The 26433-nt window shown below is 72.2% G+C and carries 22 protein-coding genes; 18 read left to right on the top strand and 4 right to left on the bottom strand.

The annotated features are described in order from the left end of the window. Nucleotides 1-13: 13 nt before the first annotated feature. From IO24_RS0110185 to IO24_RS0110125, 13 genes are all read left to right on the top strand, one after another. Entirely contained in the window at nt 14-1264 is a 1251-nt protein-coding gene (locus tag IO24_RS0110185) for an MCE family protein (protein WP_037667677.1), read from the top strand. Continuing rightward, nucleotides 1261-2298, top strand: coding sequence for an MCE family protein (locus IO24_RS0110180; protein WP_031134177.1), 1038 nt, complete (start codon nt 1261-1263; stop codon nt 2296-2298). The genes IO24_RS0110185 and IO24_RS0110180 overlap by 4 nt, the downstream gene beginning before the upstream one ends. Then, nucleotides 2295-3389, top strand: coding sequence for an MCE family protein (locus tag IO24_RS0110175; protein ID WP_078899298.1), 1095 nt, complete (start codon nt 2295-2297; stop codon nt 3387-3389). The genes IO24_RS0110180 and IO24_RS0110175 overlap by 4 nt, the downstream gene beginning before the upstream one ends. Continuing rightward, entirely contained in the window at nt 3386-4516 is a 1131-nt protein-coding gene (locus IO24_RS0110170; RefSeq protein WP_031134173.1) for an MCE family protein, read from the top strand. The genes IO24_RS0110175 and IO24_RS0110170 overlap by 4 nt, the downstream gene beginning before the upstream one ends. An 11-nt stretch (nt 4517-4527) precedes the next feature. Further along, complete coding sequence (locus tag IO24_RS0110165) at nt 4528-5823, top strand: MCE family protein (protein WP_031134171.1); 1296 nt, start codon at nt 4528-4530, stop codon at nt 5821-5823. Then, the gene (locus IO24_RS0110160) at nt 5820-7097 is read left to right on the top strand and encodes an MCE family protein (RefSeq protein WP_031134169.1); all 1278 of its coding nucleotides are present in this window, start codon (nt 5820-5822) and stop codon (nt 7095-7097) included. The genes IO24_RS0110165 and IO24_RS0110160 overlap by 4 nt, the downstream gene beginning before the upstream one ends. A gap of 155 nt (nt 7098-7252) precedes the next feature. Continuing rightward, entirely contained in the window at nt 7253-7687 is a 435-nt protein-coding gene (locus IO24_RS0110155) for a hypothetical protein (protein WP_031134167.1), read from the top strand. 41 nt (nt 7688-7728) lie between these two features. Next, nucleotides 7729-8523, top strand: coding sequence for a hypothetical protein (locus tag IO24_RS0110150; RefSeq protein ID WP_031134165.1), 795 nt, complete (start codon nt 7729-7731; stop codon nt 8521-8523). A gap of 150 nt (nt 8524-8673) precedes the next feature. Beyond that, nucleotides 8674-9495, top strand: a complete 822-nt coding sequence (locus tag IO24_RS0110145; protein WP_031134163.1) for a TIM barrel protein — start codon at nt 8674-8676, stop codon at nt 9493-9495. Nucleotides 9496-9520: 25 nt separating this feature from the next. Next, nucleotides 9521-10414, top strand: coding sequence for a 2-hydroxy-3-oxopropionate reductase (locus tag IO24_RS0110140; protein WP_031134161.1), 894 nt, complete (start codon nt 9521-9523; stop codon nt 10412-10414). Nucleotides 10415-10622: 208 nt separating this feature from the next. Beyond that, a complete protein-coding gene (locus tag IO24_RS0110135) occupies nt 10623-12080 on the top strand; it encodes a catalase (RefSeq protein WP_031134160.1) in 1458 nt (485 codons plus the stop codon). A 305-nt stretch (nt 12081-12385) separates the two neighbouring features. Further along, nucleotides 12386-12622 (top strand): hypothetical protein, encoded by a 237-nt coding sequence (locus IO24_RS0110130; protein WP_031134159.1) that lies wholly within the window; start codon nt 12386-12388, stop codon nt 12620-12622. A 158-nt stretch (nt 12623-12780) separates the two neighbouring features. Further along, nucleotides 12781-13392, top strand: coding sequence for a hypothetical protein (locus IO24_RS0110125; RefSeq protein WP_031134156.1), 612 nt, complete (start codon nt 12781-12783; stop codon nt 13390-13392). 86 nt (nt 13393-13478) lie between these two features. On the opposite strand, the gene gcl is transcribed toward IO24_RS0110125, so the two are convergent. Next, complete coding sequence (gcl, locus tag IO24_RS0110120) at nt 13479-15263, bottom strand: glyoxylate carboligase (protein WP_031134154.1); 1785 nt, start codon at nt 15261-15263, stop codon at nt 13479-13481. A gap of 209 nt (nt 15264-15472) precedes the next feature. Between gcl and IO24_RS0110115 the strand changes: the two genes are divergently transcribed. Together IO24_RS0110115 and IO24_RS0110110 are read left to right on the top strand one after the other, a co-directional pair. Further along, nucleotides 15473-16261 carry a hypothetical protein gene (locus IO24_RS0110115; protein WP_031134152.1) on the top strand — a complete coding sequence of 263 codons (789 nt, stop codon included), beginning with the start codon at nt 15473-15475 and terminating at the stop codon, nt 16259-16261. Between the two features lie 32 nt (nt 16262-16293). Continuing rightward, nucleotides 16294-16800, top strand: a complete 507-nt coding sequence (locus IO24_RS0110110; RefSeq protein ID WP_031134150.1) for a GNAT family N-acetyltransferase — start codon at nt 16294-16296, stop codon at nt 16798-16800. 77 nt (nt 16801-16877) lie between these two features. Here the strand turns inward: IO24_RS0110110 and IO24_RS0110105 are convergent, their stop codons facing one another. Continuing rightward, nucleotides 16878-18470 carry an AMP-binding protein gene (locus IO24_RS0110105; protein ID WP_031134148.1) on the bottom strand — a complete coding sequence of 531 codons (1593 nt, stop codon included), beginning with the start codon at nt 18468-18470 and terminating at the stop codon, nt 16878-16880. Beyond that, on the bottom strand, nt 18467-20146 hold the full coding sequence (locus IO24_RS0110100) for an AMP-binding protein (protein WP_031134146.1): 1680 nt from the start codon (nt 20144-20146) through the stop codon (nt 18467-18469). The genes IO24_RS0110105 and IO24_RS0110100 overlap by 4 nt, the downstream gene beginning before the upstream one ends. A 126-nt stretch (nt 20147-20272) precedes the next feature. Here IO24_RS0110100 and IO24_RS0110095 point away from each other — a divergent pair, with 126 nt between their 5' ends. From IO24_RS0110095 to IO24_RS0110085, 3 genes are all read left to right on the top strand, one after another. Further along, nucleotides 20273-21079 carry a helix-turn-helix transcriptional regulator gene (locus tag IO24_RS0110095; RefSeq protein WP_031134144.1) on the top strand — a complete coding sequence of 269 codons (807 nt, stop codon included), beginning with the start codon at nt 20273-20275 and terminating at the stop codon, nt 21077-21079. A gap of 204 nt (nt 21080-21283) precedes the next feature. Continuing rightward, nucleotides 21284-24136 (top strand): helix-turn-helix transcriptional regulator, encoded by a 2853-nt coding sequence (locus tag IO24_RS0110090; protein ID WP_031134142.1) that lies wholly within the window; start codon nt 21284-21286, stop codon nt 24134-24136. Nucleotides 24137-24339: 203 nt separating this feature from the next. Then, complete coding sequence (locus IO24_RS0110085) at nt 24340-25131, top strand: S1 family peptidase (RefSeq protein ID WP_031134139.1); 792 nt, start codon at nt 24340-24342, stop codon at nt 25129-25131. Between the two features lie 103 nt (nt 25132-25234). On the opposite strand, the gene IO24_RS0110080 is transcribed toward IO24_RS0110085, so the two are convergent. Next, nucleotides 25235-26350, bottom strand: coding sequence for a winged helix DNA-binding domain-containing protein (locus IO24_RS0110080; protein ID WP_031134138.1), 1116 nt, complete (start codon nt 26348-26350; stop codon nt 25235-25237). Nucleotides 26351-26433 lie beyond the last annotated feature (83 nt).

Below are 26433 nucleotides of genomic sequence, written 5' to 3'. Positions count from 1 at the left end.
TCACATGAACCGGATGAGAGTGCTCAGGCTGCGGTTGTACGGCATCGCCTTCCTCACCGTGCTCGCCCTGCTGCTGTCCCTCGCCGTGGCCGTCTACCAGCAGGCGTTCACCCCCGTCGTGCACGTCACGCTGGAGGCCGGCAGCCTGGGCAACCAGCTCGATCCGCGGGCCGACGTCAAGCTGCGCGGGCTGCTGGTCGGCGAGGTGCGCTCGGTGCGCGCGGACGGCGAGAAGGCCACGCTCGACCTCGCGCTCAAGCCGGAGCACGTCGCGTCCATCCCGTCGGACGTGCACGCGCGGCTGCTGCCCAAGACGCTGTTCGGCGAGAAGTACGTCGACCTGGTGGCACCGCGCGGCTCCTCGGCCGCCCGGTCCCTCCGCGCCGGGGACGTCATCACCCAGGACCGCACCAGGGTGGGCATGGAGGTGCAACAGCTGATGAACGACCTGCTGCCCCTGCTGCGGACCGTCGAGCCGGGTGAACTCAACTCGACGCTCTCGGCGTTCGCCACCGCGTTGGAGGGCCGGGGCGACCGGATCGGCGACAACCTGACCCGCGTCGAGGACTATCTGCGGCGCCTCAACCCGCACCTGCCGTCCCTGAAGGAGGACATCGCGCGCTTCGCCGACGTCGCCGAGGTGTACGGGGATGCCGCGCCCGACCTGATGAGGATCCTGCGCAACACGGTCACCACCAGCCGCACTCTCGTCGAGAAGAAGGACCGGCTGGCCGCCGCCCTGCGCACGACCGCGACCATGGCGGGCACCACGGAGGACTTCCTGTCCGAGAACGGCGGCCGGCTGATCACGCTGGGCCGGGTCTCCCGCCCCACGCTGGCGCTCTTCGCCCGCTACTCCCCCGAGTACCCGTGCCTGCTGGACGGCCTGGTGCGGCAGGAGGAGGCCTCCGAGGAGGCGTTCCGGGGCGGCAGGATGCGGATCACCCTCGAAGTGGTGCGGGCCCAGCGCGCGTACGAGCCCGGCGAGGAGCCGCGCTACGGCGAGCGGTCCGGACCGGACTGCCGGGGGCTGCCCGGTCCGCCGGTGCCCGGCCCGAAACCCAAACTCAACGACGGTACGTCGTCCGGCGGTTCGGACGACGCCCTGCCCGGAGGTACGCACGTGTCCGCCACCGAGGCCGAGCAGCGGGCCGTCGGCTCGCTCGTGGCCCCCGTCCTGGGCGTGCCCGCCGACGAGGTGCCGCCCGTCACGACCCTGCTGTTCGGACCGCTGGCCCGCGGGACGGCGGTGAGCATCGCATGAGGGCGACCGGAGCACGCAGCACAGCCGCGCCGCTGATCAAGTTCAGCCTGTTCGCGCTGGTCACGATCACGGCGACGGCCCTGCTCGCCGCGACCATCGTCAATGTCTCCCTCGCCGACAAGCACACCTACCGCGCGGTGTTCAGCGATGTGACGGGCCTGGAGGAGGGAGACGACATCCGGGTGGCCGGGGTGCGGGTCGGCGAGGTCGAGGGCATCCGGATCAAGGACCGGACGCTGGCGGAAATCAGCTTCACGGTGGCCTCGGAACGCCCGCTGCTCACCAGCACGCACGCGGTGGTCCGCTACCGGAACCTGGTCGGGCAGCGGTACATCGCGCTGACCGAGGGCGTCGGCACCGACACCCGGCTGCGGCCGGGCGGCACGATCCCGCTGTCGCGGACGCAGCCGGCGCTGGACCTGAACGCGCTGCTGAACGGCTTCAAGCCGCTGTTCGCCGCGCTCAGCCCGCAGGACGTCAACCAGCTCGCCACCGAGATCATCAAGACCCTCCAGGGGGAGGGCGGCACCGTCAACAGCCTGCTCGCGCACACCGCGTCGCTCACCACGACGCTCGCGGGCCGCGACAAGCTGATCGGCTCCGTGATCGACAACCTCAACACCGTGCTGGCCACGCTCGACAAGCGCGGTGCCCGCTTCTCCGGGCTGCTGAAGCAGCTGCGGCGGGTGATCTCCGGGCTGTCCGCCGACCGCAAGCCCATCGGGTCGTCGCTGGTGAGCATCGGCAATCTCACCGCGGCCACCTCGGGGCTGCTGGAGGACGCCCGCCCGGCCCTGAAGGACGACATCGCCGGGCTGACCGATCTCACCGGAACGCTGAACAAGAACGAGAAGACCGTGGAGGGCGTGCTGAAGCGGCTGCCGAACAAGCTGAACGAGCTGACGGGGACGGCGTCCTACGGCTCGTGGTTCAACTTCTACCTCTGCGACTTCGACGGCCGGATCGTGCTGCCGAAGACGAAGCAGGTGCTCACTCCCGAGATGCACGTGGCGCGGGCGAGGTGCGGCGGATGAGCCCGCGCGTCATACGGCGGCGCCGCCGTCGCCCCGAGCCGCTGGTGAAGGTGCGGATCCTGCCGCCGAAGCTGCCGCGGCTGCCGCGCGTCCGGCTGCGCCGCCCGCGCACGAAGCCGTTCCGCGACCGCAACCCGGTGGTGATCGGCGCCGTCGGCCTGACCACCCTGGCCCTGCTGACGGCCGCCGCGTTCAACGCCGACAGCCTGCCGCTGATCGGCGGCGGCGAGACGTACAGCGCGGCCTTCTCGGAGGCCGGCGGGCTGAAGCCGGGCGACGAGGTGCGGATCGCCGGGGTCAAGGTCGGCAAGGTCGAGGAGGTCGACCTGGCCGGCGGCCACGTCGAGGTGACCTTCAAGGTCAAGGACGATCCGGAGTTCGGCACCGAGACCGGCGCCTCGATCCGGGTGAAGACGATCCTCGGCGCGAAGTACCTCGCCCTGCACCCGAAGGGGCCCGGCCGGCTGGAGCCGGGCAGCGAGATCCCGCTGAAGCGGACGGTCTCGGCGTACGACGTCGTGCAGGCGTTCAGCGATCTGACGACGACGACCGAGGAGGTCGACACGCAAAAGCTGGCGAAGGCGCTGGACACCATCTCCACCACCTTCCAGGACTCGCCCGAGGAGGTACGCGCCTCCATCAAGGGGCTGTCGAGGATCTCCCGCACGGTGGCCTCACGCGACAAGGCGCTGCGCGGGCTCCTCGACCACGCGAACGGGGTCACCGGCGTGCTGTCCGACCGCACCGAGGACTTCTCCGCGCTGGTCGAGGACGGCGACAAGCTGTTCAAGGAGATCAGCAAGCGGCGCACGGCGATCCACAAGCTGCTCAAGAGCTCCGCCGCGCTCGGCATCCAGCTCTCCGGCCTGGTCGAGGACAACCGCGAGGAGATCGGGCCCGCGCTCAAGGGACTGAACACCTTCGTCAGGATGCTCGAACGCAACCAGGCGAGCCTCGACCGCAGCGTCGCACTGCTCGCCCCGTACGTGCGGGTCTTCACCAACACCCTGGGCAACGGCCGCTGGTTCGACGCCTACGTCCAGAACCTGGTGGCCGCTCCGGTGGCCCCGCGGACGGGAGGCACGCCATGAACAAGCGCCTGAAGGCTCTCGCCCTGCTCACCGCGCTCGCGGTCGCCGCCGCGCTCACCGTCGCCCTGTGGCCCCGCTCCGGGTCCGTCCGCGTCACGGCGTACTTCCCGCGCACCGTCGGCATCTACCCCGGCTCGGACGTCCGGGTGCTCGGCGTCCGGATCGGCGAGGTCAGGAAGATCACGCCGGAGGGCGGCCGGGTGCGGGTCGAGCTGGAGTACGACGAGGGCCGCGAGGTCCCCGCCGGAGCGCAGGCCGCGATCATCAACTCCTCGGTGGTCAGCGACCGTTACGTGCAGCTGCTGCCGGTCTACCGCAAGGGCCCGGTGCTGCGGGACGGCGACGTCATCCCCGAGTCGCGGACCGCCGTACCGGTCGAACTGGACCGGGTCTTCGACAGTCTGCACACCACGTCCGAGGCGCTCGGCCCGAAGGGCGCGAACCAGGACGGCTCCCTGGCGCGCCTGCTGGGCGTGAGCGCGGACAACCTCGAAGGGCAGGGCAAGAACCTGAACCGGACGGTAGAGGACCTCTCCAAGGCGGTCGCCACCCTGTCCGACGGCCGCGGCGACCTGTTCGGCACCGTGCGCAACCTCCAGGTCTTCACCGCCGCGCTGGCGGCCGACGACAAGAGCGTGCGGTCGTTCAACGGCAGCCTCGCCAAGGTGGCCGGTCAGCTGGCCGGGGAGCGCAAGGACCTGGCGGCGGCGCTGAAGTACCTGGCGGCGGCGCTCGGTGACGTGGCCGACTTCGTGAAGAAGAACAAGAAGACCCTGGCCTCGGACGTCAAGGGCCTCAGCAAGGTCACCAAGGTGCTGGTCACCCAACGGGCCGCGCTGAAGGAACTGCTGGAGGCGGCCCCCACCGGACTGGGCAACCTGCAGAACGCCTACAACCCGTCCGCCGGCACCCTCGACACCCGCAACAACGCGCAGCAGTCGCAGGACCCGGCCGACCTGTTGTGCTCCCTGCTGAGGACGACCGGCGACGAGGGCGGCGAGAACCCCGACTGCGAGGAGCTGGACAAGCTCTTCGACTCCTTGCCCGAGGTGCCGAAGGCGCCGGCGGTGCCGAGCACGGGCTCGGTCGACCGGACACTCGGCGGACTCCTGGAGGCGGACGCATGAGGGGCGGACGCATGAGCGGCGGACGCACGAGAGCCGGGGCGGTCGCGTGGGCGACGGTCGGGACGCTGCTGCTGTCCGGCTGTGAGTTCAACGGCTGGTACGACGTCCCTCTCCCCGGGGGCGCCGCCGCGGACGGCCGTGCCTACCACGTCACGGTCGAGTTCAGGGACGTGCTCGACCTGGTGCCGCAGTCGGCGGTCAAGGTCGACAACGTCACCGTGGGCGCCGTCGAGAAGGTGGAACTCGACGGGTGGCACGCGCGCGCACGACTGCGGGTCGCCGACTCGGTGAAGCTGCCGGGCAACGCGGTCGCCGAGCTGCGGCAGACCAGCATGCTCGGCGAGAAGTACGTGGCCCTGTCCGCCCCGGCCGGCACCGCACCCGCCGGACGGCTGCAAGACGGCGACCTGATCCCGCTGTCCCGCAGCGGCCGCAACCCGGAGGTCGAGGAGGTGCTCTCCGCCCTGTCCGCGCTCCTGAACGGCGGCGGGGTCGCCCAGCTCAAGACGATCACCGTGGAGCTGAACAAGGCCCTCCAGGGTCGCGAGAACCGGGTGAAGTCCCTGCTCAAGGAGCTGAACACGTTCCTCGGCGGCCTGGACGGCCAGCGCGAGGACATCGTCCGCGCACTCAAGGGCATCGACCGGCTGGCCAAGCGGCTCGGGAAGGAGAAGAAGACGATCGCCACGGCCGTCGACACGATGCCGCCCGCGCTGAAGGTCCTCGCCGACCAGCGGCGCGACCTGACGAAGATGCTCACCGCCCTGTCGAAGCTGGGCAAGACCGGCACCAGGGTCGTCAACGCCTCGCGGGACGACACGGTCGCCAACCTCAAGTCGCTGCGGCCGATCCTGGAGCAGCTCAACAAGGCGGGCGACGACCTGCCCAACTCCCTCGAGATGCTCACCACCTACCCGTTCCCGCGCAACGCGGTGGACGCCGTCAAGGGCGACTACGTCAACCTCCGTGTGACCGCCGACCTGGACCTGGCGGGCATCTACGGCAACCTCACCGACAAGCCCGGCGGCAAGGACGGCGACTCGGGCAGGCCCGAGGCCCCGGACCTTCCCGACCTTCCGGATGTGCCCGACGTTCCCGATGTGCCCGGCCTGCCCTCACCGACGGCCCTGCCGGACGCACCGGACGTGCCGGACACGCCCGTCGAACCCCCGGCGCCCCGGGACGCCGACCCGCTGTGCCCGCCGGTGTGCACCGCGGCCCACGGACCCCTGCCCGACTCGCGCCGCCTCCCGCCGGGGATCGACCTCGCGCTCGCGGAGCTCATGCTGAAGGGGATACAGCCGTGATCACACGTACGGTCAAGGCCCAGCTGCTCGCCTTCGCCACCGTCACCGCCGTGGGGGTGTCGTACGTCGGCGCCGAGTACACGGGCCTGGTGGACGGCCTCCTCGACCGCGGCTACACCGTGCGGGCCGACTTCGCCGACTCCGGCGGCATCTTCAGTGGCGCGGAGGTCACCTACCGCGGGGTGCCGGTGGGCCGGGTCGGCGCTCTGCGGCTGACCGGCTCCGAGGGTGTCTCGGTGGCCCTGGAGATCGATGACGGCGCGCCGCGCATCCCGGCGGACACGCTGGCGGTGGTGGCGAACCGCTCGGCGGTGGGCGAGCAGTACGTCGACCTGCAGCCGCGCCGCTCGGGTGGCCCGTACCTGCTGGACGGCAGCGCGATCCCGCGCGAGGACACCCGGGTGCCGCTGCCCGTCACGGACATGGTCGTCAGCCTCGACCGGCTCGTCACCTCGGTCGGCAAGAAGGACCTGCGCATCACCGTCGACGAACTGGGCGAGGCCTTCTCCGGCACAGGGCCTCATCTGAGCCGGCTGGTGGACTCGGGCAACGCGCTCGTCGAGTCGGCCTCCGACTCGCTCCCGGAGACGGTCTCGCTGATCGAGGACTCGCGGAAGGTGCTCAAGACGCAGGCCGACCAGGGCTCGTCCATCAAGTCGTTCTCCCGCGATCTGGCGGCGCTCACCGCGGAGTTGAAGTCGAGCGACGGGGACCTGCGCCGGCTGATCGGCAACTCGGTGCCGGCCGGTCAGGAGGTCAACTCGTTGCTGCGGTCCACCCGGCCGCATCTGCCGGTCCTGCTGGCCAACCTCATCAGCGGCGGCCAGGTCACCGTGGCCCGGCTGCCCGGCGTGGAGCAGGCCCTGGTCACCTTCCCGGTGGTGGTCGCGGGCAGCCACACCGTCATCCCGGGGGACGGCACCACCCACTTCGGCCTCGTCCTCAACGCCGACGACCCGCCGCCGTGCACCCAGGGGTACGGCACGCGGCGGCGCGACCCCGCCGACACCGGCACGCGCCCGGCGAACACCGACGCGCGCTGCACGGCGCCGCGCGGCGGCGGCACCTCGGTGCGCGGGGCGCAGAACGCCCCCGGCGCGTCCGGCCGTTCCGGCGGCGCCGGACCGGCCGCGTACGTCGCCCCGTACGACCCGGAGACCGGGACGGCAACCGGCCCGGACGGAACGCCCGTCGAGATCGGCTCTACGGGCGGCGAACAGACCGTGTTCGGAAAGGATTCGTGGCAATGGCTGCTCGTCGGACCGATGGCATGAGCGGGGGCCTCCTCCCGCTGATAGGCGGCTCCCTCACCTCGGCGCTGCGACCGCTGCGACGGCTGGCCGCCGGACGGGCGGACAGCGGCCGCCGCACCGGGCGGTCCGCCGGGCGCCGCAGGGCCCAGTCGGCGGGACTCGTCGCCTCGACGGCCCTGACCACGGTGCTCGCGGTGTGGCTCGGCCTCCAGACGATCGAGCAGCGCGCGGTGGAGCAGCGCCGGCAGGAGATCCTGGCGGCGGCCCGGCAGTCGGCGCTGAACTTCACCTCGCTCGACTACCGGCACTACGACCGGGACAGCCAGAACGTGCTGAAGGGCGCGACCGGCGACTTCAGGAAGCAGTTCGCCGCGCAGACCGCGCAGTTGACCAAGCTCGTCGCCGGGAACAAGTCGGTGTCCGAGGGCCAGGTCCTCGAAGCGGGCATCGTGCGGTCCGACGCGCGTTCGGCCCGGGTGCTGGTCGTCGCCGACAGCAAGGTGACCAACACCGCCGTGCCGGACGGGGAGGCACGCACCTACCGGCTGCAGCTCGACCTCGTGCACCAGGGCGGCCGCTGGCTGACCTCCGACGTCGAGTTCGTCGGCTGACCACTCGTACCACCCCCGTACCGCCTGTGAGGAGAAAGACCGTGGCGAACCCGACCTCCCGCGTCCGCGGCGCCGGCTCCCCCGCCCGCCGCACCATGACCGCGGCGGCCCGCGCGGCGGCCAAGCGCGCCCGGCGCCCGGAACATCCCGAGCACGGCAGGAGTACCGTCTCGTCCCCGGCGAACGAGGCGCCGCCGCTTCGGGCGGAGGAGCCCGGCTCCGGGCGCACGGTGCTCGTCGACGCGCCGGACGGCGCCTGGGACGACCCGCCGGAGCCGTCGCCCGAGGCCGCCGAGGAGGAGCCGCGGGAGAGCACGCGCGTGCGGCGGTTCCCGCGCGGGAGGCTGCTCACCGCCGCGTCGGCCGTCCTGCTCGTGGCGGGTCTGGTCGCCGCCGCCGTGCTCGGCTGGCAGTACCGGGAGGGGCAGCGCGCGGACCGGGCCCGGGGGGAGGCGCTCGACGCGGCGCGGAAGGCGGCGCCGGTCGTGCTGTCGTACGACTACCGGCGCCTGGACCGCGACTTCGCCCGGGCGCGCACGCATCTGACCGGCGACTTCCGCGACGAGTACGGCAGGACCACGAAGACGGTGGTCGGGCCGACGGCCCGTAAGTACCACGGGGTGGTGAAGGCGACGGTCGTGGAGCCGGCGGGCGGTGGCGCCCCGGCGGCCTCCGTCGTGTCGGCCTCCCCGGACCGGGCGGTCGTGCTGCTCTTCGTCAACCAGGTGACCAGGAGCACCCAGGTCACGGGGTCCCGCGTGGACCTGAACCGGGTGCGGATGACGCTCACCCGTGCCTCCGGGGGCTGGAAGGTGAGCGGCGTCGACGCGCTCTGAACCTCCTCCGCCCCAGCGCCCCCGCGTCCCCGCGCGGGGGCGCTTTTTTGCGGTCGCTCTTGACAGTCTTTCCCGGTCACAGGCAATCTTCCAGTAAGCAGAAAGCAACTTCCGCATTACGGAAAATCCAGGAAGGGAGCGCCGAGCCCGATGGGATTCGCAGAGCAGCGCTTCAACGTCAACCTGTCGATCCTCTTCACGGAGCTCCCGCTCCTGGAGCGTCCCGCCGCCGCGGCGGCTGCCGGGTTCACCGCGGTCGAGCTGTGGTGGCCCTGGGTCGACTCGCCCACGCCGGTGCGTCCCGAGCTCGACGCCCTGAAGCGCGCGATCGAGGACGCGGGTGTCCGGCTCACCGGCCTGAACTTCTACGCCGGGCAGCTCCCGGGCCCGGACCGCGGCGCCCTGTCGATTCCCGGCGAGGAGTCGGAGCGGTTCCGTGCCAACATCGATGTGGCCGCCGACTTCGCCGCCTCCGTGGGCTGCACGGCGCTCAACGCGCTGTACGGCAACCGCGTCGAGGGCGTGGACCCGGCCGAGCAGGACGCGCTCGCCCTGGAGAACCTGACCCTCGCTGCCCGGGCCGCCGACCGGATCGGCGCGATCCTGCTGATCGAGGCGCTGAACCAGCCCGAGTCCCCGCTGTACCCGCTGGTCTCGGCCCCGGCGGCCGTGGCCGTCGTGGACCGGGTGAACGAGGCGACGGGGCTGGGCAACGCCCACTTCCTCATGGACCTCTACCACCTGTCCATGAACGGCGAGGACCTCCCGTCGGTGATCGAGCGGTTCGCCTCGAAGACGGGCCACGTGCAGATCGCCGACAACCCGGGCCGCGGCGCCCCCGGGACGGGCTCACTGCCCCTCGAAGACCTCCTCGACCAGCTGAAGAAGGCGGGTTACGACGGCTGGGTCGGCCTCGAGTACAAGCCGGGCGAGCGCCCGAGCACCGAGGCCTTCGACTGGCTGCCCCGCTGACCCCCGTACCGAAAGGCACCCCATCATGAGCAACGCACTTCCCAAGGTCGCGTGGATCGGCCTCGGCATCATGGGCTCCCCCATGTCCGAGAACCTGATCAAGGCGGGTTACCCGGTCACCGGTTACACACTGGAGCAGGACAAGCTGGACCGCCTGGCCGCCGCCGGTGGCACCGCGGCCGGTTCGATCGCCGAGGCCGTGAAGGACGCCGACGTCGTCATCACGATGGTCCCGGCCTCCCCGCAGGTCGAGGCCATCGCCTACGGCCCGGACGGCATCCTGGAGAACGCGAAGTCCGGCGCGCTGCTGATCGACATGTCCTCGATCACCCCGCAGACCTCCGTCGACCTGGCGAAGGCGGCGAAGGACAAGGGCATCCGCGTCCTGGACGCCCCGGTGTCCGGCGGCGAGGCCGGTGCCATCGAGGCCGTACTGTCGATCATGGTCGGCGGCGAGCAGGCCGACTTCGACACCGCGAAGCCGATCCTCGACGCGCTCGGCAAGACCATCGTGCTCTGCGGCCCGCACGGCTCGGGCCAGACCGTGAAGGCCGCCAACCAGCTGATCGTCGCCGTGAACATCCAGGCGTGCGCCGAGGCCGTGGTCTTCCTGGAGAAGTCCGGCGTGGACCTGAAGGCCGCCCTGGACGTCCTCAACGGCGGGCTCGCCGGTTCGACCGTGCTGACCCGCAAGAAGGACAACTTCCTCGGCCGGGACTTCAAGCCGGGCTTCCGGATCGACCTGCACCACAAGGACATGGGCATCGTCACGGACGCCGCCCGCAATGTCGGCGCGGCCCTGCCCGTCGGTGCCGTGGTCGCCCAGCTGGTCGCGTCCCTGCGCGCGCAGGGTGACGGCGGCCTGGACCACTCGGCGCTGCTGCGGGCCGTGGAGCGGCTCTCCGGCGCGCAGCTCTGACGACCTCCCGGCCCTCGTGATCGCGAGGGTCCCCCAGACCCCGGGCGGCGCCGCCGCTGACACCTGTCCTGTCGCGCCCAAAGCGGCGGCGCCGCCCGGAACCAGTCATGCCCATCGCTTCAACAAACTGTTGACGCTCCGATCGCCCGACCCTAGGCTCCACGAAGCGGAAACATATTTCCGCTGCCCTCTCGTACGGAAGGTCACGATGTCGCAGCGCGTGCTCACCACCGAGTCCGGCGCCCCCGTCGCCGACAACCAGAACTCCGCCACCGCCGGCGTCGGCGGCCCGCTCCTGCTCCAGGACCAGCATCTGCTGGAGAAGCTGGCGCGCTTCAACCGCGAGCGCATCCCGGAGCGCGTGGTGCACGCCCGCGGCTCGGGCGCGTACGGCCACTTCGAAGTGACCGACGACGTCACGGACTTCACCCACGCCGACTTCCTCGGCGGCGTCGGCAAGCGCACCGAGGTGTTCCTGCGCTTCTCGACGGTGGCCGACTCGCTCGGCGGCGCGGACGCGGTGCGCGACCCGCGCGGTTTCGCGGTGAAGTTCTACACCGAGGAAGGCAACTACGACCTCGTCGGGAACAACACCCCGGTGTTCTTCATCAAGGACCCGATCAAGTTCCCGGACTTCATCCACTCGCAGAAGCGCGACCCGTTCACGGGCCGTCAGGAGCCGGACAACGTCTGGGACTTCTGGGCGCACTCCCCCGAGGCCACGCACCAGGTGACCTGGCTGATGGGCGACCGCGGCATCCCGGCCTCCTACCGGCACATGAACGGCTACGGCTCGCACACCTACCAGTGGACGAACAGCCGGGGCGATGCCTTCTTCGTCAAGTACCACTTCAAGACCAACCAGGGCATCCGCTGTCTGAGCAGCGGGCAGGCCGCCGAGATCGCGGGCAAGGACCCCAACTCGCACCAGACGGACCTGCTCCAGGCCATCGAGCGGGGCGTGCACCCGTCCTGGACCCTCTACGTCCAGCTGATGCCGGCGGCCGAGGCGGCGGATTACCGCTTCAACCCGTTCGACCTGACCAAGGTGTGGCCGCACCAGGACTACCCGCTGAAGCGCGTGGGCCGGCTGGTGCTGGACCGCAACCCGGACAACGTTTTCGCCGAGGTCGAGCAGGCCGCTTTCTCCCCGAACAACTTCGTGCCGGGCATCGGCCCCTCCCCGGACAAGATGCTCCAGGGCCGCCTGTTCGCCTACGCGGACGCCCACCGCTACCGCCTGGGCGTCAACCACACGCTGCTGGCCGTCAACGCGCCGAAGGCGACGACCGCCCAGAACTACGGCCGCGACGGCTTGATGGCGTCCAACGCCCAGGGCCGGCACGCGAAGAACTACGAGCCGAACTCCTACGACGGCCCGGTCGAGACCGGCCGCCCACTGTCGGCGCCACTCGCGGTGAACGGCCACACGGGCACCCATGAGGCGCCCGCGCACACCAAGGACGACGACTTCTTCCAGGCCGGCGAGCTGTTCCGGCTGATGTCCGCCGAGGAGAAGTCCCGGCTGGTCGCGAACATCGCCGGGGGCCTGTCCCAGGTCTCCCGCGACGACGTGATCGAGAAGAACCTCGCGCACTTCCACGCCGCCGACCCCGAGTACGGGCGGCGCGTGGAGGAGGCGGTCCGCGCCCTGCGCGAGGACTGAACTCCCTGACCGTGTCCGACCGCCCGGGGCGACCCGGATGAGGGGTGGTCCCCCGGGCACGGACACGGTCAGGGCGCGGACCGCGGCGGCTGCGAGCCAGTGCGGTGGTGAAGGGCCCGGGCCGGTTTCTCGACCTGAGGGAAGCCCGCCCGGAGCCCGTCGCACCCGCCGCGGTCCCAGTGGTGCCTGCCCCCGCAAAGACCCCGTCCGGCGGCGCGAACGTCCTGTCGCGCCCAGCCTCGCGCCGTCGGACGGCCAGCCCCTTTCAGGGTGCGGAACCGTCCCGTTCGCAGCAGCCTGAAGGCATGGCACCTCCCACCGAACATCCGCATGTCGTGGTCCACGCCCCCGCCCTGGACGGCTCCCGCCGGGTCACCCTGGGCGAGGAGCCGCTGGGCGTCGCCACCCACACCGACGACGTCGCCGAGATCCTGCGCCTGGCCGACCTGTACGTCACCGACGTCGCGGAGAGCGACCTCGTCGAGTGGCAGGGCGGCGGCCCGGACGACTGGCCGGGGCTGTCGGAGCACCACGAGGCGTGAGTGCGCCTACGGCACCGGTCGTACAGCCCGTACGGAACCCTCAAATGAACCTCTGAACCCGGCCCCGGGGGCTTCAACTGCCCCCGGGGCCGGGCACATTCTCAACACACGGGGCTCGCCGGCACGGGGGCGGCGGGCCCCGGTACGGGGGTGAAGCCATGAGCGACGGTACGGCGGTCCGGCTGGAGCCGCACGAGATCGCACTGCTGGGGGAAGGCCCGCGGGCCGCCGTCACCGTCGCCGTGGTGGATCTGCATCTGCGGGGCCTGGTGGAGGCGGACCGGCCCGGGACCATCCGGGCCGGTGTCGTGGACGCCGCGCGGGCGGAACAGCCGCCGTCCAGCCTGGCGGCCGCGGTGCACGCCTCGCTGCGGGCGCCCGCCGCTCCCAAGACGCTGGTGAAGGATCCGGACATCCGGCTCGCGGTGGCCCTCATGCGCATTCCGCTCGCTGAGGCGGGCCTGCTGCGCTATCCCCTGCTCGGCGCCACCCGCGCCGCCCGCCGCCACGTCCGCGACCTGCGGCACGTCCATCCCCTGCCCACGAGCAGGCACGGCCTGACCGACCGCGAACGGCTGCTGCTGGTCGCCCTCCACGGCGAGGCGGCCCTGCGGCTGCTGGTGCCGCGCTTCGCCCTGCGGGCGGGTCTGGTCCGCCGGGCCGAGGTGGGCGGCACAGGCCTCCTCAAGCACTCGCCGCACGGCACGAGCAGCGGCGGCGGTGGCGGCTCCTTTTCCTGCGGCGGAGGCGGTGGAGGCGGCGGGGACTGAGGTGTCCAAGGCCCCATGAGGATGCCGGAAACGCGACAGGGGCGGCCCGTCCTCCCGGACGGGCCGCCCCTGTCGCTGCGCGGGCGTCAGACCTTCAGCGTCCTGATCGAGGTCGGCGCGTGGCCGGGCTCGGTGGCGATCTCCTCGAACTCCACGACGTTGCCGATGTCGTTGGTCGTCGACATGGAGATGTTGGTGACGCGCTCCAGGATCGCCTCGACGACCACCGGGACCCGGTGCTCCGCGGCCAGCTTCTTGGCCTGCTCGAAGGCGTCACCCAGCTCGGCGGGGTCGGTGACGCGGATAGCCTTGCAGCCGAGGCCCTCGGCGACCTTGACGTGGTCGACGCCGTAGACGCCGAGCTCCGGGGAGTTGAGGTTCTCGAACTCCAGGTTGACCTGGAAGTCGATCTCGAACGCCCGCTGCGCCTGCCGGATCAGCCCCAGGTAGGAGTTGTTCACCAGGACGTGGACGTACGGGATCCTGTGCTGCGCGCCGACGGCCAGTTCCTCCAGCATGAACTGGAAGTCGTAGTCGCCGGAGAGCGCGACGACGGGCGCCTCCGGGTCGGCCTTGGCGACGCCGAGCGCGGCCGGGATGGTCCAGCCGAGTGGGCCGGCCTGGCCGCAGTTGATCCAGTGCCGGGGCCGGTAGACGTGCAGCATCTGGGCGCCGGCGATCTGCGAGAGGCCGATGGTGGAGACGTAGCGGGTCTCCGGGCCGAAGGCCTTGTTCATCTCCTCGTAGACGCGCTGCGGCTTGATCGGGATGTCGTCGAAGTGCGTACGGCGCTGGAGGGTCGCCTTGCGCTCCTGCGCCGCCTGGGCCCACTCGGAGCGGTCGGGCAGCCTGCCGGCCGCCTTCAGCTCGCGGGCCACCTCGACGAACAGCTCCAGGGCGGCCTCGGCGTCGGAGGCGATGCCGTAGTCCGGGGCGAAGATCTTGCCGATCTGGGTGGGGTCGACGTCGACGTGGACGAACTTCCGTCCGGCCGTGTAGACGTCGAGTTTGCCGGTGTGGCGGTTGGCCCAGCGGTTGCCGATGCCGAGGACGAAGTCGGACTCCAGGAACGTCGCGTTGCCGTAGCGGTGCGAGGTCTGCAGGCCCACCATGCCGGCGTTCAGCTCGTGGTCGTCGGGCAGCAGGCCCCAGCCCATCAGGGTCGGGACGACCGGGGTGCCGGTCAGCTCGGCGAACTCGACGAGGAGTTCGGCGGCGTCGGCGTTGATGACGCCGCCACCCGCGACGATCAGGGGTCGCTGGGACGCGTTCAGCATCCCGATCGCCTTCTCGATCTGGGCGCGGGTCGCGGCGGGCTTGTAGACCGGGAGCGGCTCGTACGCCTCCGGGTCGAACTCGATCTCCGTCAGCTGCACGTCGATCGGCAGGTCGATGAGGACCGGGCCGGGGCGGCCGGAGCGCATCAGGTGGAAGGCCTGCTGGAAGACGCCCGGGACCTGCGCGGCCTCCAGGACGGTCACGGCCATCTTGGTGACCGGCTTGGCGATGGAGGCGATGTCGACGGCCTGGAAGTCCTCTTTGTGGATCACGGCGGTCGGGGCCTGGCCCGTGATGCACAGAATCGGGATGGAGTCGCCGATCGCGGAGTACAGGCCCGTGATCATGTCGGTGCCGGCCGGACCCGAGGTGCCGATGCAGACGCCGATGTTGCCCGGGTGCGTGCGGGTGTAGCCCTCGGCCATGTGCGAGGCGCCCTCGACGTGCCGGGCGAGGGTGTGGGCGATGCCGCCGGAGGCTTTGAGCGCCGCGTAGAAGGGGTTGATCGCCGCGCCGGGGACACCGAACGCGTCGGCGACGCCCTCACGCTTGAGGATCTCAACTGCCGCGCGGGCAGCGGTCATTCGAGCCATCGAGTACTCCTGCTTCGGCTGTCGGATTCGCACTCCCGTCGCGCCCCGCGGTGAGCTCTTCCGTATTGTGGAAATTGTTTTCTACGATCTGGAATTAATGTATGTGGGGTGGGCGAAGGGCGTCAAGAGACGGCAAGCGCCGGACAGGGCGGGGCCCGAGGGAGCACGATGGGCTCTCTGTCCCGTTGCGACACGGTTCTGGAGTGGCCATGGCCGAGACCGTTCCGGTGCGCTGCCCGGCCTGCCGCCGCGAGCACCGCTACACGGCTCCGGCGTACCCCTGCGTGTGCGGCGCGCCGGTCGCCCCGCGCCTGGACCGCGACGGCCCGGCGACACCCGTCTCGCACCGGGTCTGGCAGGACGACTGGGTGACGGTGCGCTGCGGATCCTGCGGGCGACGCGGCGAGTGGCCCCGCCCGGAGGTGGGGTGCGCGTGCGGGGTGGTGCTGCGGGTGGCGGTGGCGGAGGGCCGGGACGACGGAAGGGCTCAGGGCGGCACGGGCGACCATGACGCCGCGCCCGGCCTCGACCCCACGGCCGGCCCGCGCGAGACCGCCGCCGCGCCCGCCGATGCCACCGCCCCCGCCGACTCCGCCTCCGCCAAGCCCCCGTTCCCGTCCGTCACCATCCGCACCGCCCTCGACGCCGTCACCGCCACCGCGCTGTATCTGCGCCGGCTCGGCTACCGGGGTGTCCGCCGGGCGGACCAGCGGCCCCCCTCCGGCATCGGACTGGCCGCCCGCGGCGTCCTCGCGCTGGTCGACCCGGCCGTGCGCCCGGCGACCCTGCGGGACGTGGAATGCCTGTGGCTGACGGCCATGACCGAGTCCGCGGACTGCCTCTGCTTCTCCCTCACCGGGTACGCGGACGACGCCCGGGCCCGCGCCGACACCCTGGGCGTCCCACTGTTCGTCCTGGACCTCACCGGCACACCGAGACCGGTGAACACCCCGGCCGAGGGGCTGGCCTCCGGCGGCTCCGGGAACCGGACCCCCTGACCTCCGGCCGTGTCGCATCGCATACTCACCGCATGCGCATCCGCCCCGCCGCCCCCGCCGAACTCCCGGCCCTCCAGGACATCGAACGGGCCGCCGGGGCCCCCTTCCGCGACCTCGGCATGCCGGAGATCGCGGACGACGAGCCGCCCGCGCCCGACGTCCTGGAGCGCTACCGCCGGGCGGGCCGCTGCTGGGTCGCGGCGGACGAGCGGAACCGGCCGGCCGCCTATCTCCTCGCCGAACCCGTGGACGGCGCCCTGCACATCGAGCAGGTCTCGGTCCACCCGCGCGCCGCACGCCGGGGCGCGGGCAGCGCCCTCCTGGCCCACGCCGCCGACCGCGCCCGCCAGGAGGGCCTGACCGCCCTGACGCTGACCACCTTCACGGAGGTTCCGTGGAACGCCCCCTACTACGCCCGCCTCGGCTTCCAGCCCCTCCCCGAGGCGGATCTCACGCCCGGCCTGCGCGAGATCCGCGCGACGGAGGCCGCGCACGGCCTGGACCGTTGGCCGCGGGTGTGCATGCGAAAGCCGCTGTGAGCGGGCTTCCGCCGCCGCGACGACGCGCCCCATGGGCGACACAGGCCCCGGCGCTCGCCCGGCGCCGGGCGACTCCTCTACCTCTGCCCGTCGGAGAAGCGCTCCCGCAGCTCCACCTTGCGCACTTTCCCGGACACCGTCATCGGGAAGGAGTCGAGGATCCGCATCCGGCTCGGGGCCTTGTAGTGCGCCAACCGCCCCTCGCAGTAGGCCCGGAGCTCCTCCAGGGTCGGCGGGTCGGCCGGGTCGCGGGCGATGACACAGGCCAGGACCTCCTCGCCGTAGCGCTCGTGCGGGACGCCGACGACCTGGACGTCCTGGATCTTCGGGTGGCCGTAGAGGAACTCCTCGATCTCGCGGGGGTAGATGTTCTCCCCACCCCGGATGATCATGTCCTTGATGCGGCCGACGATCTCGACGTAACCGTCCTCGCGCATCACGGCGAGGTCGCCGGTGTGCATCCAGCGGCCGGCGTCGACGGCCTCGGCGGTCTTCTCCGGCTCGTTCCAGTAGCCGAGCATCACGCTGTAGCCGCGGGTGCACAACTCGCCCGCCGTGCCGCGCGGTCGGGTGACACCCGTGGCCGGGTCGACGATCTTCACCTCGATGTGCGGCAGGACCCGGCCGACCGTGCCGGTGCGGTGCTCCAGGTCGTCGTCCCTGCGGGTCTGCAGCGACACCGGGGACGTCTCGGTCATGCCGTAGCAGATGGAGACCTCCGCCATGTGCATCTCGGCGACCACCCGCTTCATCACCTCCACCGGGCAGGGTGAGCCGGCCATGATGCCGGTGCGCAGGGAGGAGAGGTCGTAGGAGGCGAAGTCGGGGAGGTTCAGCTCCGCGATGAACATGGTCGGGACGCCGTAGAGCGAGGTGCAGCGCTCCTGCTGCACCGCCTCCAGGGTCGCCTTCGGGTCGAAGGACGGGGCGGGGATGACCATGCAGGCGCCGTGCGAGGTGGCGGCGAGATTGCCCATGACCATGCCGAAGCAGTGGTAGAAGGGCACCGGGATGCAGATCCGGTCCTGCTCCGAGTAGGCGACCAGCTCCCCCACGAAGTAACCGTTGTTGAGGATGTTGTGGTGGGAGAGGGTCGCGCCCTTCGGGAAGCCCGTCGTGCCCGACGTGTACTGGATGTTGATCGGGTCGTCGCAGGACAGCTCCGCGTACACCGCGCCGGGGGCCGCCCGCCCGAGCAGCGCCTCCCAGCTCGGGTCGCCGAAGTAGACCGCCTCGCGCAACTCGGGACAGCCGCCCCGTACCTGATCGACCATCGCCCGGTAGTCGCTCGTCTTGTGGCTGAGGGAGGCGAACAGCAGGGACACGCCGGCCTGCTTCAGGACGTACTCCACCTCGTGGGTGCGGTACGCCGGGTTGATGTTCACCATGATCGCGCCGATGCGGGCGGTGGCGTACTGGACGAGCACCCACTCGGGGCAGTTGACCGCCCAGACGCCCACCCGGTCGCCCTGGGCGATGCCGGAGGCGTGCAGGGCGGAGGCTAGCTCGTCGACCGCCGCGCCGAACTGCGCGTACGTCCAGCGCCGGCCGGACGGTACGTCGACCAGTGCCTCGCGGTCCGGCCAGGCGGCCACCGCCCGGTCCAGGTTGGCCCCGATGGTGTCGCCGAGCAGGGCCGCCTCACCGGTTCCATGGCTGTACGAGTTCACCGGAAGTCCTCCTCGCGGTGCTCGGCGTCCGACCCGGCCGCCGTGGCCTCACGCAGCTCGATCCGGCGGATCTTGCCGGAGACGGTCTTGGGCAGGTCGCCGAACTCCAGGCGGCGGATGCGCTTGTAGGGGGCCAGCACCTCGCGGGAGTGCTCGAACAGGACCTTGGCGGTGCCGGGGCCCGGCTCCCAGCCCTCGGCCAGCACGACGTAGGCCTTGGGGACGGCGAGCCGCAGCTCGTCCGGGGCGGGCACCACCGCCGCCTCGGCAACCGCCTCGTGCTCCAGCAGCGCGCTCTCCAGCTCGAAGGGACTGATCTTGTAGTCGGAGGCCTTGAAGACGTCGTCACTTCGCCCGATATAGGTCAGATATCCCTCTTCGTCCCTGGAGGCGACGTCCCCCGTGCGGTAGTAACCGCCGGCCATCGCCTCGGCCGTCCGGTCGGCGTCGCCGTGGTAGCCGGTCATCAGGCCGACGGGGCGGTCCGACAGATCGAGCGCGATCTCGCCCTCGGCCGCGCCCGGCGCGCCGGAGACGGGGTCGAGGAGTTCGACGCGGTAGCCGGGGCTCGGCCGCCCCATCGAGCCGGTCTTGAGCGGCTGGCCGGGGCTGTTGGCGACCTGGACGGCCGTCTCGGTCTGGCCGAAGCCGTCGCGGATGGTGATGTTCCAGGCGCGGCGGACCTGCTCGATGACCTCCGGGTTGAGCGGCTCGCCGGCCGCGACGACCTCGCGGGGCGGGGTGCGCAGCTGCGTCAGGTCGGCCTGGATGAGCATGCGCCACACGGTCGGCGGGGCGCAGAAGGTGGTGACGCCCGCCCGTTCCATCTCGGTCATGAGACGGACGGCGTCGAAACGCGTGTAGTTGTGCAGGAAGACGGTCGCCTCGGCGTTCCACGGGGCGAACAGGTTGGACCAGGCGTGCTTGGCCCAGCCGGGTGAGGAGATGTTCAGGTGTACGTCGCCGGGTTTCAGGCCGATCCAGTACATGGTCGACAGATGGCCGATCGGGTACGACGTGTGGGTGTGCTCCACGAGCTTGGGCCGGGCGGTGGTGCCCGAGGTGAAGTAGAGCATCAGCGGGTCGTCCGCCCGGGTGGGGCCGTCGGGGGTGAAGCCGGCGGAGGCGCCGTAGGCGTCGTCCAGCGGCAGCCAGCCGTCGGGCACGGCGCCGGAGGCGCCTGCGGCGATGCGCGTGTAGTCACCGGGGACCTCGGCGAACTTGCCGGTGTCCGCCACGCGCGCGATGACGTGCCGGACCCGTCCTCGCGCCACGCGGTCACGCAGGTCGGCGGGGCCGAGCAGCGGGGTGGCCGGGATGACCACCGCGCGCAGCTTCATCGCGGCGAGGGCGGTGATCCACAGTTCGGCCTGGTTGCCGAGCATGACGAGGATCCGGTCCTCGGCACGCACGCCCCGGGCGCGCAGCCAGGTGGCGAACTGCGCCGACCGTATCGACATCTCCCCGAAGGACAGCCTGGTCTCGTTGCCGTCCTCCTCGACGAGGTGCAGGGCGGTGCGGGCGTTGCCGTCGGCGATCTCGTCGAACCAGTCGAGCGCCCAGTTGAAGTACTCGGGGCGGGGCCAGCGGAAGCCCGCGTAGGCCGTCGGGTAGTCCTCGCGGTGTTCCAGCAGGAAATCCCGCGCGTCGCGGAACAGCTCCGTCGCCGATGTCATCTGTCCTCCTGGGTGCCGGACCATTGCCGGGCGGCTCTGAGCCATCGTGTAATCCGTGATGCAGGTCTCACTACCCCCGAACGGGGGGTGCGCCCGCACAGGAGCCGTAGTGAAGGGGCGAATCAGGTGACGGCAGACGCGTCCGACGCGGCCGAGATACGGAACGCGCTGCTGCGTCTGCGGCGGGGCACCGGCCTTCCGGTCGCCTTCGGCGGCCTGATGGAGGCCGGGCGGCAGATGCGCATCAGCGAGTTGAGCGGCACGGCGACGCATGCCCTGCGTTCGCTGGTGGTGACGTCCGGCACCGGTCTGGGCGGCAAGACCGTGGCGCTGTCCCGGCCGTGCGTGGTGGCGGACTATTCGGCGTCGCGGCAGATCAGCCACGAGTACGACGCCCCGGTGGCCGTGGAGGGACTGCGCTCGGTGCTGGCCGTGCCGGTGGTGGTGCGGCACCGGGTGCGCGGGGTGCTGTACGGGGCGCTGCGCACGGCTCTGCCGCTGGGCGGGCGGATGCTCGACGCGGCGGTCGAGGCGGCGCGGGACGTGGAGCGGGCGCTGGCCGTGCGGGACGAGGCCCGCACGCTCGCCGGTGGCGGGGCGGGCGCGGGGTGGGAGCAGGTGCGGGAGGCGCACGCGGCGCTGCGGGCGCTGGCCCCGCGGATCACGGACCCGGAGCTGCGCGCGGAGCTGCTCGGCGCGTGCGCGCTGCTGACGGCCGGCACGGACCCCTCGGCCCGGGTCCGGCTCGCGCCGCGCGAGGTGGACGTGCTGGCGTGTGTGGCGGCGGGGGTGACGAACGCCGTCGCCGCGGAGCGGCTGGGCGTGACGCCCGAGACCGTCAAGGGGTACCTGCGGTCGGCCATGCGGAAGCTGCGGGCCCGCACCCGTGGCGAGGCCGTGGTCGCCGCGCGCCGGGCGGGGTGGTTGCCATAGGTTTGTGGTGCTTTCTGTTGTGTTTGCTCGTTCGAGCTGCCGAGGGGTTCCCGACGGGACGCCGGCCTCGTGTTCCGCCGCATTCGGGAGTCCGATGAATTCGCCCGCCGGCAACCGTTGTTATTTCCCTCACCACGCCGTCCCTCCGAAATTCAAAGAGCTGTTGCCTAATATTGGCCAGGACACGACACAGGGAGGGGAGCGGTGACCGTGCGACGGGACTTCCAGGAGCCTCCCAGGAGCCGCCCCGACCTGGTCATCGGCCGGGAGGATTTGTTCACATCGGCGCGTGAACAGCTCGGCCGAGGGGGCAGCGTGCTGCTTCACGGCCCCGCCGGAATTGGAAAGTCGACGGTCCTGCGGGCGCTGGCAGCGGATTACGGCGGTGCGGACCGGACGGTGTTGCGCTGCTCGGCGACCGAGTCCGAATCCCACCTGCCCTTCCTGGCGCTGGCCGACCTGTTCGGACTGGTCCTGGAGGACGTGTCCGGGGCGCTGCCCGGTGCCCAGCGCACCGCCCTGGAGTCGGCGCTCACCGGCCGCGGCGAGTCCACGCTCCAGCGGGACGGGCTCGCGCTGCGTCTTGCGGTGCTGTCGGCGCTGCGCGCCCTCGCCGCGAAGGGCCCGGTGCTGGTGGTCGCCGACGATCTCCAGTGGCTGGACGCGGCCAGTGCCGAGCTGCTCGGCTTCGCGGCCCGCAGGCTCGGTGACACGCCCGTGCAGATGCTGTGCGCGGTACGGACCGAGGGCCAGGAGTACGACCGCCACCTGCCGGCGTCTCCGCCCGACACGCTCGCCGTCCGGCTGGGCCCGCTGACCCGTACGCAGGTCTCGGCCCTGCTCGACCACCGCGGCTACACGCCCCTGTCCCGCTCCACGGTCCGCGACATCCACCGCACCAGCGGCGGCAACCCGCTCTTCGCGCTGGAGCTGGGCCGCGCCCTGGCCGAGAGCCCGGCCCGGCCGCGGCCCGGTGAGCCGCTGCCGGTACCGACGTCGCTGCGGGCCCTGGTGCTGAGCCGGCTGGAGATGCTGTCCGACGAGGCGCGCCGCACCCTCCTCGTCGCCAGCGCCGGTGCCCGACCCACGCTGGCGCTGCTGCACGCGGCCGGGCGGGAGCACGCCGAGGCCGAGACCGCCCAGGCGGCGGCGCTGGGGCTGCTGGCCACGGACCCCGAGGCACCGGCCCTGCGGTTCGCGCACCCGCTGATCTCGGCCGCGCTGTACGCCGAGGCCCCGGCGCAGGAGCGGCGGGCCGTGCACGCCGCGCTGTCCACGGCGGCCTCCGACCCGATCGAGCGGGCCCGGCACCTGGCCCTGGCGACCACCGGCACCGACCCGGACGTGGCGGCCAGGCTGGCCGAGGCCGGTGCGCTGGCCCGGGACCGCGGGGCCCCCTCGGTGGCCGCCTCGCTCGGGCTGCTCGCCGCCCGGCACACCCCGGTGGACAGCGCCCCGGGCCCCGACGAGCGGCGTCTGCAGGCCGCGGAGGACGCGATCACCGCCGGCGAGGCCGATCTCGCCCGGGACATCGCCCGTGACGTACTGACGCGTGCCACCGTGCCCGCCGAGCGGGTGCGGGCCTGGATGGTGGTCATCGAGGCGGCCGGGCAGGCCCTCGGCGAGGTCGACGCGGTCTTCCCGCAGGTTTTGGCCGACGCGGGTGACGACCCGGGCCTCCTCGGTCTGGTCCACTACCAGCTTGCCTGGCGCGGCCTGGTCGTCGAGGGCGACTTCGCCGAGGCCCGCCAGGAGGCCGCGCACGCGGCGGAGCTGGCCGCCCGGGGCGGGGACCGGCGCACCGAGCTGATGGCGCTGTCGTTCCAGGCCTCCACCGAGACCCTGATGGGCCACCCGGACGCCCCCGTGACGGTCAAACGGGCCCTGAGGGAACCCCAGGACCCCTACGTGGCCTGCCACCACAACGGCGCCGGGTCGGCCCGGTTCCGCTGGCTGATCATGAGCGACCAGCTGCCCGAGGCGCGGGCGGCCATCACGGCGCTGCTGCGCGAGGTGCGCCGGCGCGGCATGGTCGAGAGCGAGGTGCACTTCCTGCGCTTCCTCGCCGACACGGAACTGCGCTCCGGGCACTGCGGCCGGGCTCTGGACCTGGCCCGCGAGAGCCTGCGGCTGGCCCGGGACTCCGGGATCGGCGAGGGCGCCTCGGCCATGCTCGCCTCTCTCGCGGAGGCCTCGGCCGGGGACGTCGACCGGGCTCTGGCCCTCGCGCGGGAGGCGGCGGACCACGCCGAGGTCGACGGCGACCAGATGTACCTGTCCCGGGCCCTGGCGGCGCTGGGCTACGCCCAGTTGGTGGCCGGCGACCCGGCCGCGACCGTCCGTTCGCTGCGCCGGGTGCGGGAGCTGGAGCACGGCCTCGGCATCAACGACCCCGGGCGCGGCCGCTGGCACGGCGACCTCGCCGAGGCCCTGGTCCGCATCGGCGAGCCGGGCGAGGCCCAGGACGTCATCGACACGACCCGGGCGCACGCGCTGCGGCTGGGCCGGCAGAGCGTGCTGGCCGTCCTGGACCGGGCCGAGGCGCTGGTGCGGGCGGCACGCGGCGAACACGAGGCCGCCGCCGTCCGGCTGACGTCCGTGCAGGACCGGCTCGGGCGGCTCGGGTACGGCCTGGAGGAGGCGCGGGCCGCCTTCGCGCTGGCCCGCCTGCGCACCCAGGCCGCCGCCTCCCCCCGCACCGGCGCGAGGCCCCTGACGGGACCGGCGTCGTACGACGAGGCCGCCCGGCTGTTCCGGCGCTGCCGCGCGCTGCCGTGGCTGCGGCAGGTCGACGCGGCCGCCACGGCCGGTCCCACGGCGGTGGAACCGGCCGCCACCGCGCCGGCCGCCGCCCTCGACGCGCTGGAGGGCCTCGCCTCGATGGAGCGTCAAGTCGCCTCGCTGGTGATGGAGGGCGCGACCAACCGGGAGATCGCGGCGCGCCTGTTCATCAGCGTCAAGACCGTCGAGGCGACCCTCACCCGGGTCTACCGCAAGCTCGGGATCCGCTCCCGGGTGGACATCGTCCGGCTGGCCGCGGGCCGCCGCACGACCTGACCCCCACCTGGGTTTACAGGGCCCGACCGAGGGTTATCCCTGCCCAACTCCCTTAGGGGGTTCCCTCATTGGGGGCCTCCCCCGCCGGGCCCTAGCTTGGGGGCGTGCCGCTCGCCGGGCACACGGAGATCCGAACAACGACGTGAGGGTCCCGTGTACCACCACCCGCGCGACCCCCCACCGGCAACTCCCCAAGGAGACCCATGTTCGGGCTCAACGCTGCCAAGAAGGCCGCCGCCGTCGTCGCGGCGACCGCCGCCGCCGCGACGACCGCGCTGCTCGCCGCTCCCACGGCCGTCGCCGCGCCGCAGCCGATCGTCGGCGGTACCACGACCACGACGTCCGCGTACCCCTTCGTCATGCAGATCACCGACGCCTCGCAGAACCAGTTCTGCGGCGGCACGCTGGTCTCGCCCACGAAGGTGGTCACCGCCGCACACTGCATGGTCGGCGAGACCACGAGCAGCGTGCGCGTCGTCGGCGGCCGCACCTACCTCAACGGCACCGACGGCACGGTCGCCAGAGTCAGCAAGATATGGATCCACCCGAGCTACACCGGCGTCAACAAGGGCGACGACGTGGCGGTGCTGACGCTGTCGACGTCGATGCCGTACACCACGGCGAAGTACGTCTCCGCCTCCCAGACCTCGGTGTACGCGGCCGGCACCACCGCCCGCATCCTCGGCTGGGGCACCACCTCCTCGAACGGCAGCAGCTCCAACCAGCTGCGCACCGCGACCGTACCGACCGTGTCCGACTCCAGTTGCGGAAGCTCCTACGGCTCCGACTTCGTGCAGAGCGACATGGTGTGCGCCGGAAAGACCACCGGCGGCGTGGACACCTGCCAGGGCGACAGCGGCGGCCCCCTGCTCATCGGGGGCGTCCTGGCAGGCATCACTTCCTGGGGCGAAGGCTGCGCCCAGGCCGGTTACCCGGGTGTCTACACCCGGCTGACCACCTTCTCCAACCTGGTCACGACGCAGGTCAACTCGTGACCTCACAGTAGCTCCTGAGTACCCCTCAGGTGACATACCAGGGGGCGTTGCGGGCCTCCACGAGCGGCCCGCAACGCCCCCTCTCCATGTCGTGAAGCGGCCCCTAGGTCCGAACGGCGCCGAAGCGGATGTCGTAGGCCGACTCCGGGTGCATGACGCGCAGCATCCGTTCGCCCTCGGCCGTGACCTCGTCCTGCCGGGCCCGGGTGAGGCGTTCGAAGGGCTCGATGACGAGCGCGTCCTCCTCCAGCCGCCACAGCCCCGCGAGGAAGCCGTCGACGAGGAGCGTGCAGTAGGCCAGGTTCCCCTTCCACGAACGGCCCCGGTGCTCGGGCGGGACGACGCGGGTGCGGTCGGCGTGCGAGAGCAGCAGGTTGTCGAACTCGGGGAGGAAGCGCGGCGGCGCCGGGGTGTCCGGGCCGGGGCGAGGGGCGTCCAGCAGGTCGAAGAGTTCCACGCCGCTCTCGTCCCGGAAGGTCACGAGCTGCGGGCGGAGGCGTTCGAAGGCCTCGCGCAGGCGGGTCATTCCGGCCCAGGCCTGCATGTCCCGCACGGAGGCCGGGCCGAAGGCGCCGAGGTAGCGCAGGACGACCGCGTCGGGCGTGGGGGCCGGTTCCGCGGACCGGCCGAGCCAGTGCTCGGCGGTCGTGAGACTGACCTGCCCGCTTCGCCCCCACAGGCCGCGCGGTGTCACCTGCACGAGCGGGAGACGGCAGCGGGCCGCGACGGCCAGGGCCTGCGGATCGGCGTCGGGCCACTCCCGGAGCAGGGCCTCGCGCAGTTGCCTCATGGTGCGGGGCTCGGTCTCGACGAGGTCGCGGGCGAGCACGGCGAGCCGGTCCAGGTCGACGCCGGCGAGTCCCTTGCGGAAGGTGACGAGTTCCCGGTCCCGGGCGGGCTGCACCAGCGGCCGCAGGGTGAGGCAGTCGTCCGCGGTGTGGGTGTGGATGGTGGAGCGCATCGTGACGATCCGCACGGCCTCGCGCTCCGCCATCAGCCGGGACAGCGCCTCCGGGGTGAACCCGTCGAGGCGGGCGGCGAGCGCGTAGTACGGAGGCTTGACGTTCTGCGCCTGGAGCCCGAGCAGGTGCTCGACCGCCGCCGCGACGGACAGCCGGGCGGGGCGCAGGAGCAGCTGCCGTTCGAGGGTCGCGCGGTTGAGGGCACGCGTGCCGAGCAGGGGTTCCGTGCCGGTGACGCTCCGCTTGGTGTTCGTCATGTGAGGCACGGTAGCGAGACTTGCGGACAGGTTCTGGCCGCGACTCCCGAGGAGGAGGGCCGGCCTGTGCGTGCCGACCGGCG

This window comes from Streptomyces flavovariabilis, assembly GCF_000725785.1.
GTDB classification, from domain to species: domain Bacteria; phylum Actinomycetota; class Actinomycetes; order Streptomycetales; family Streptomycetaceae; genus Streptomyces; species Streptomyces hawaiiensis.
This window is presented reverse-complemented; position numbering and strand designations above follow the sequence as displayed.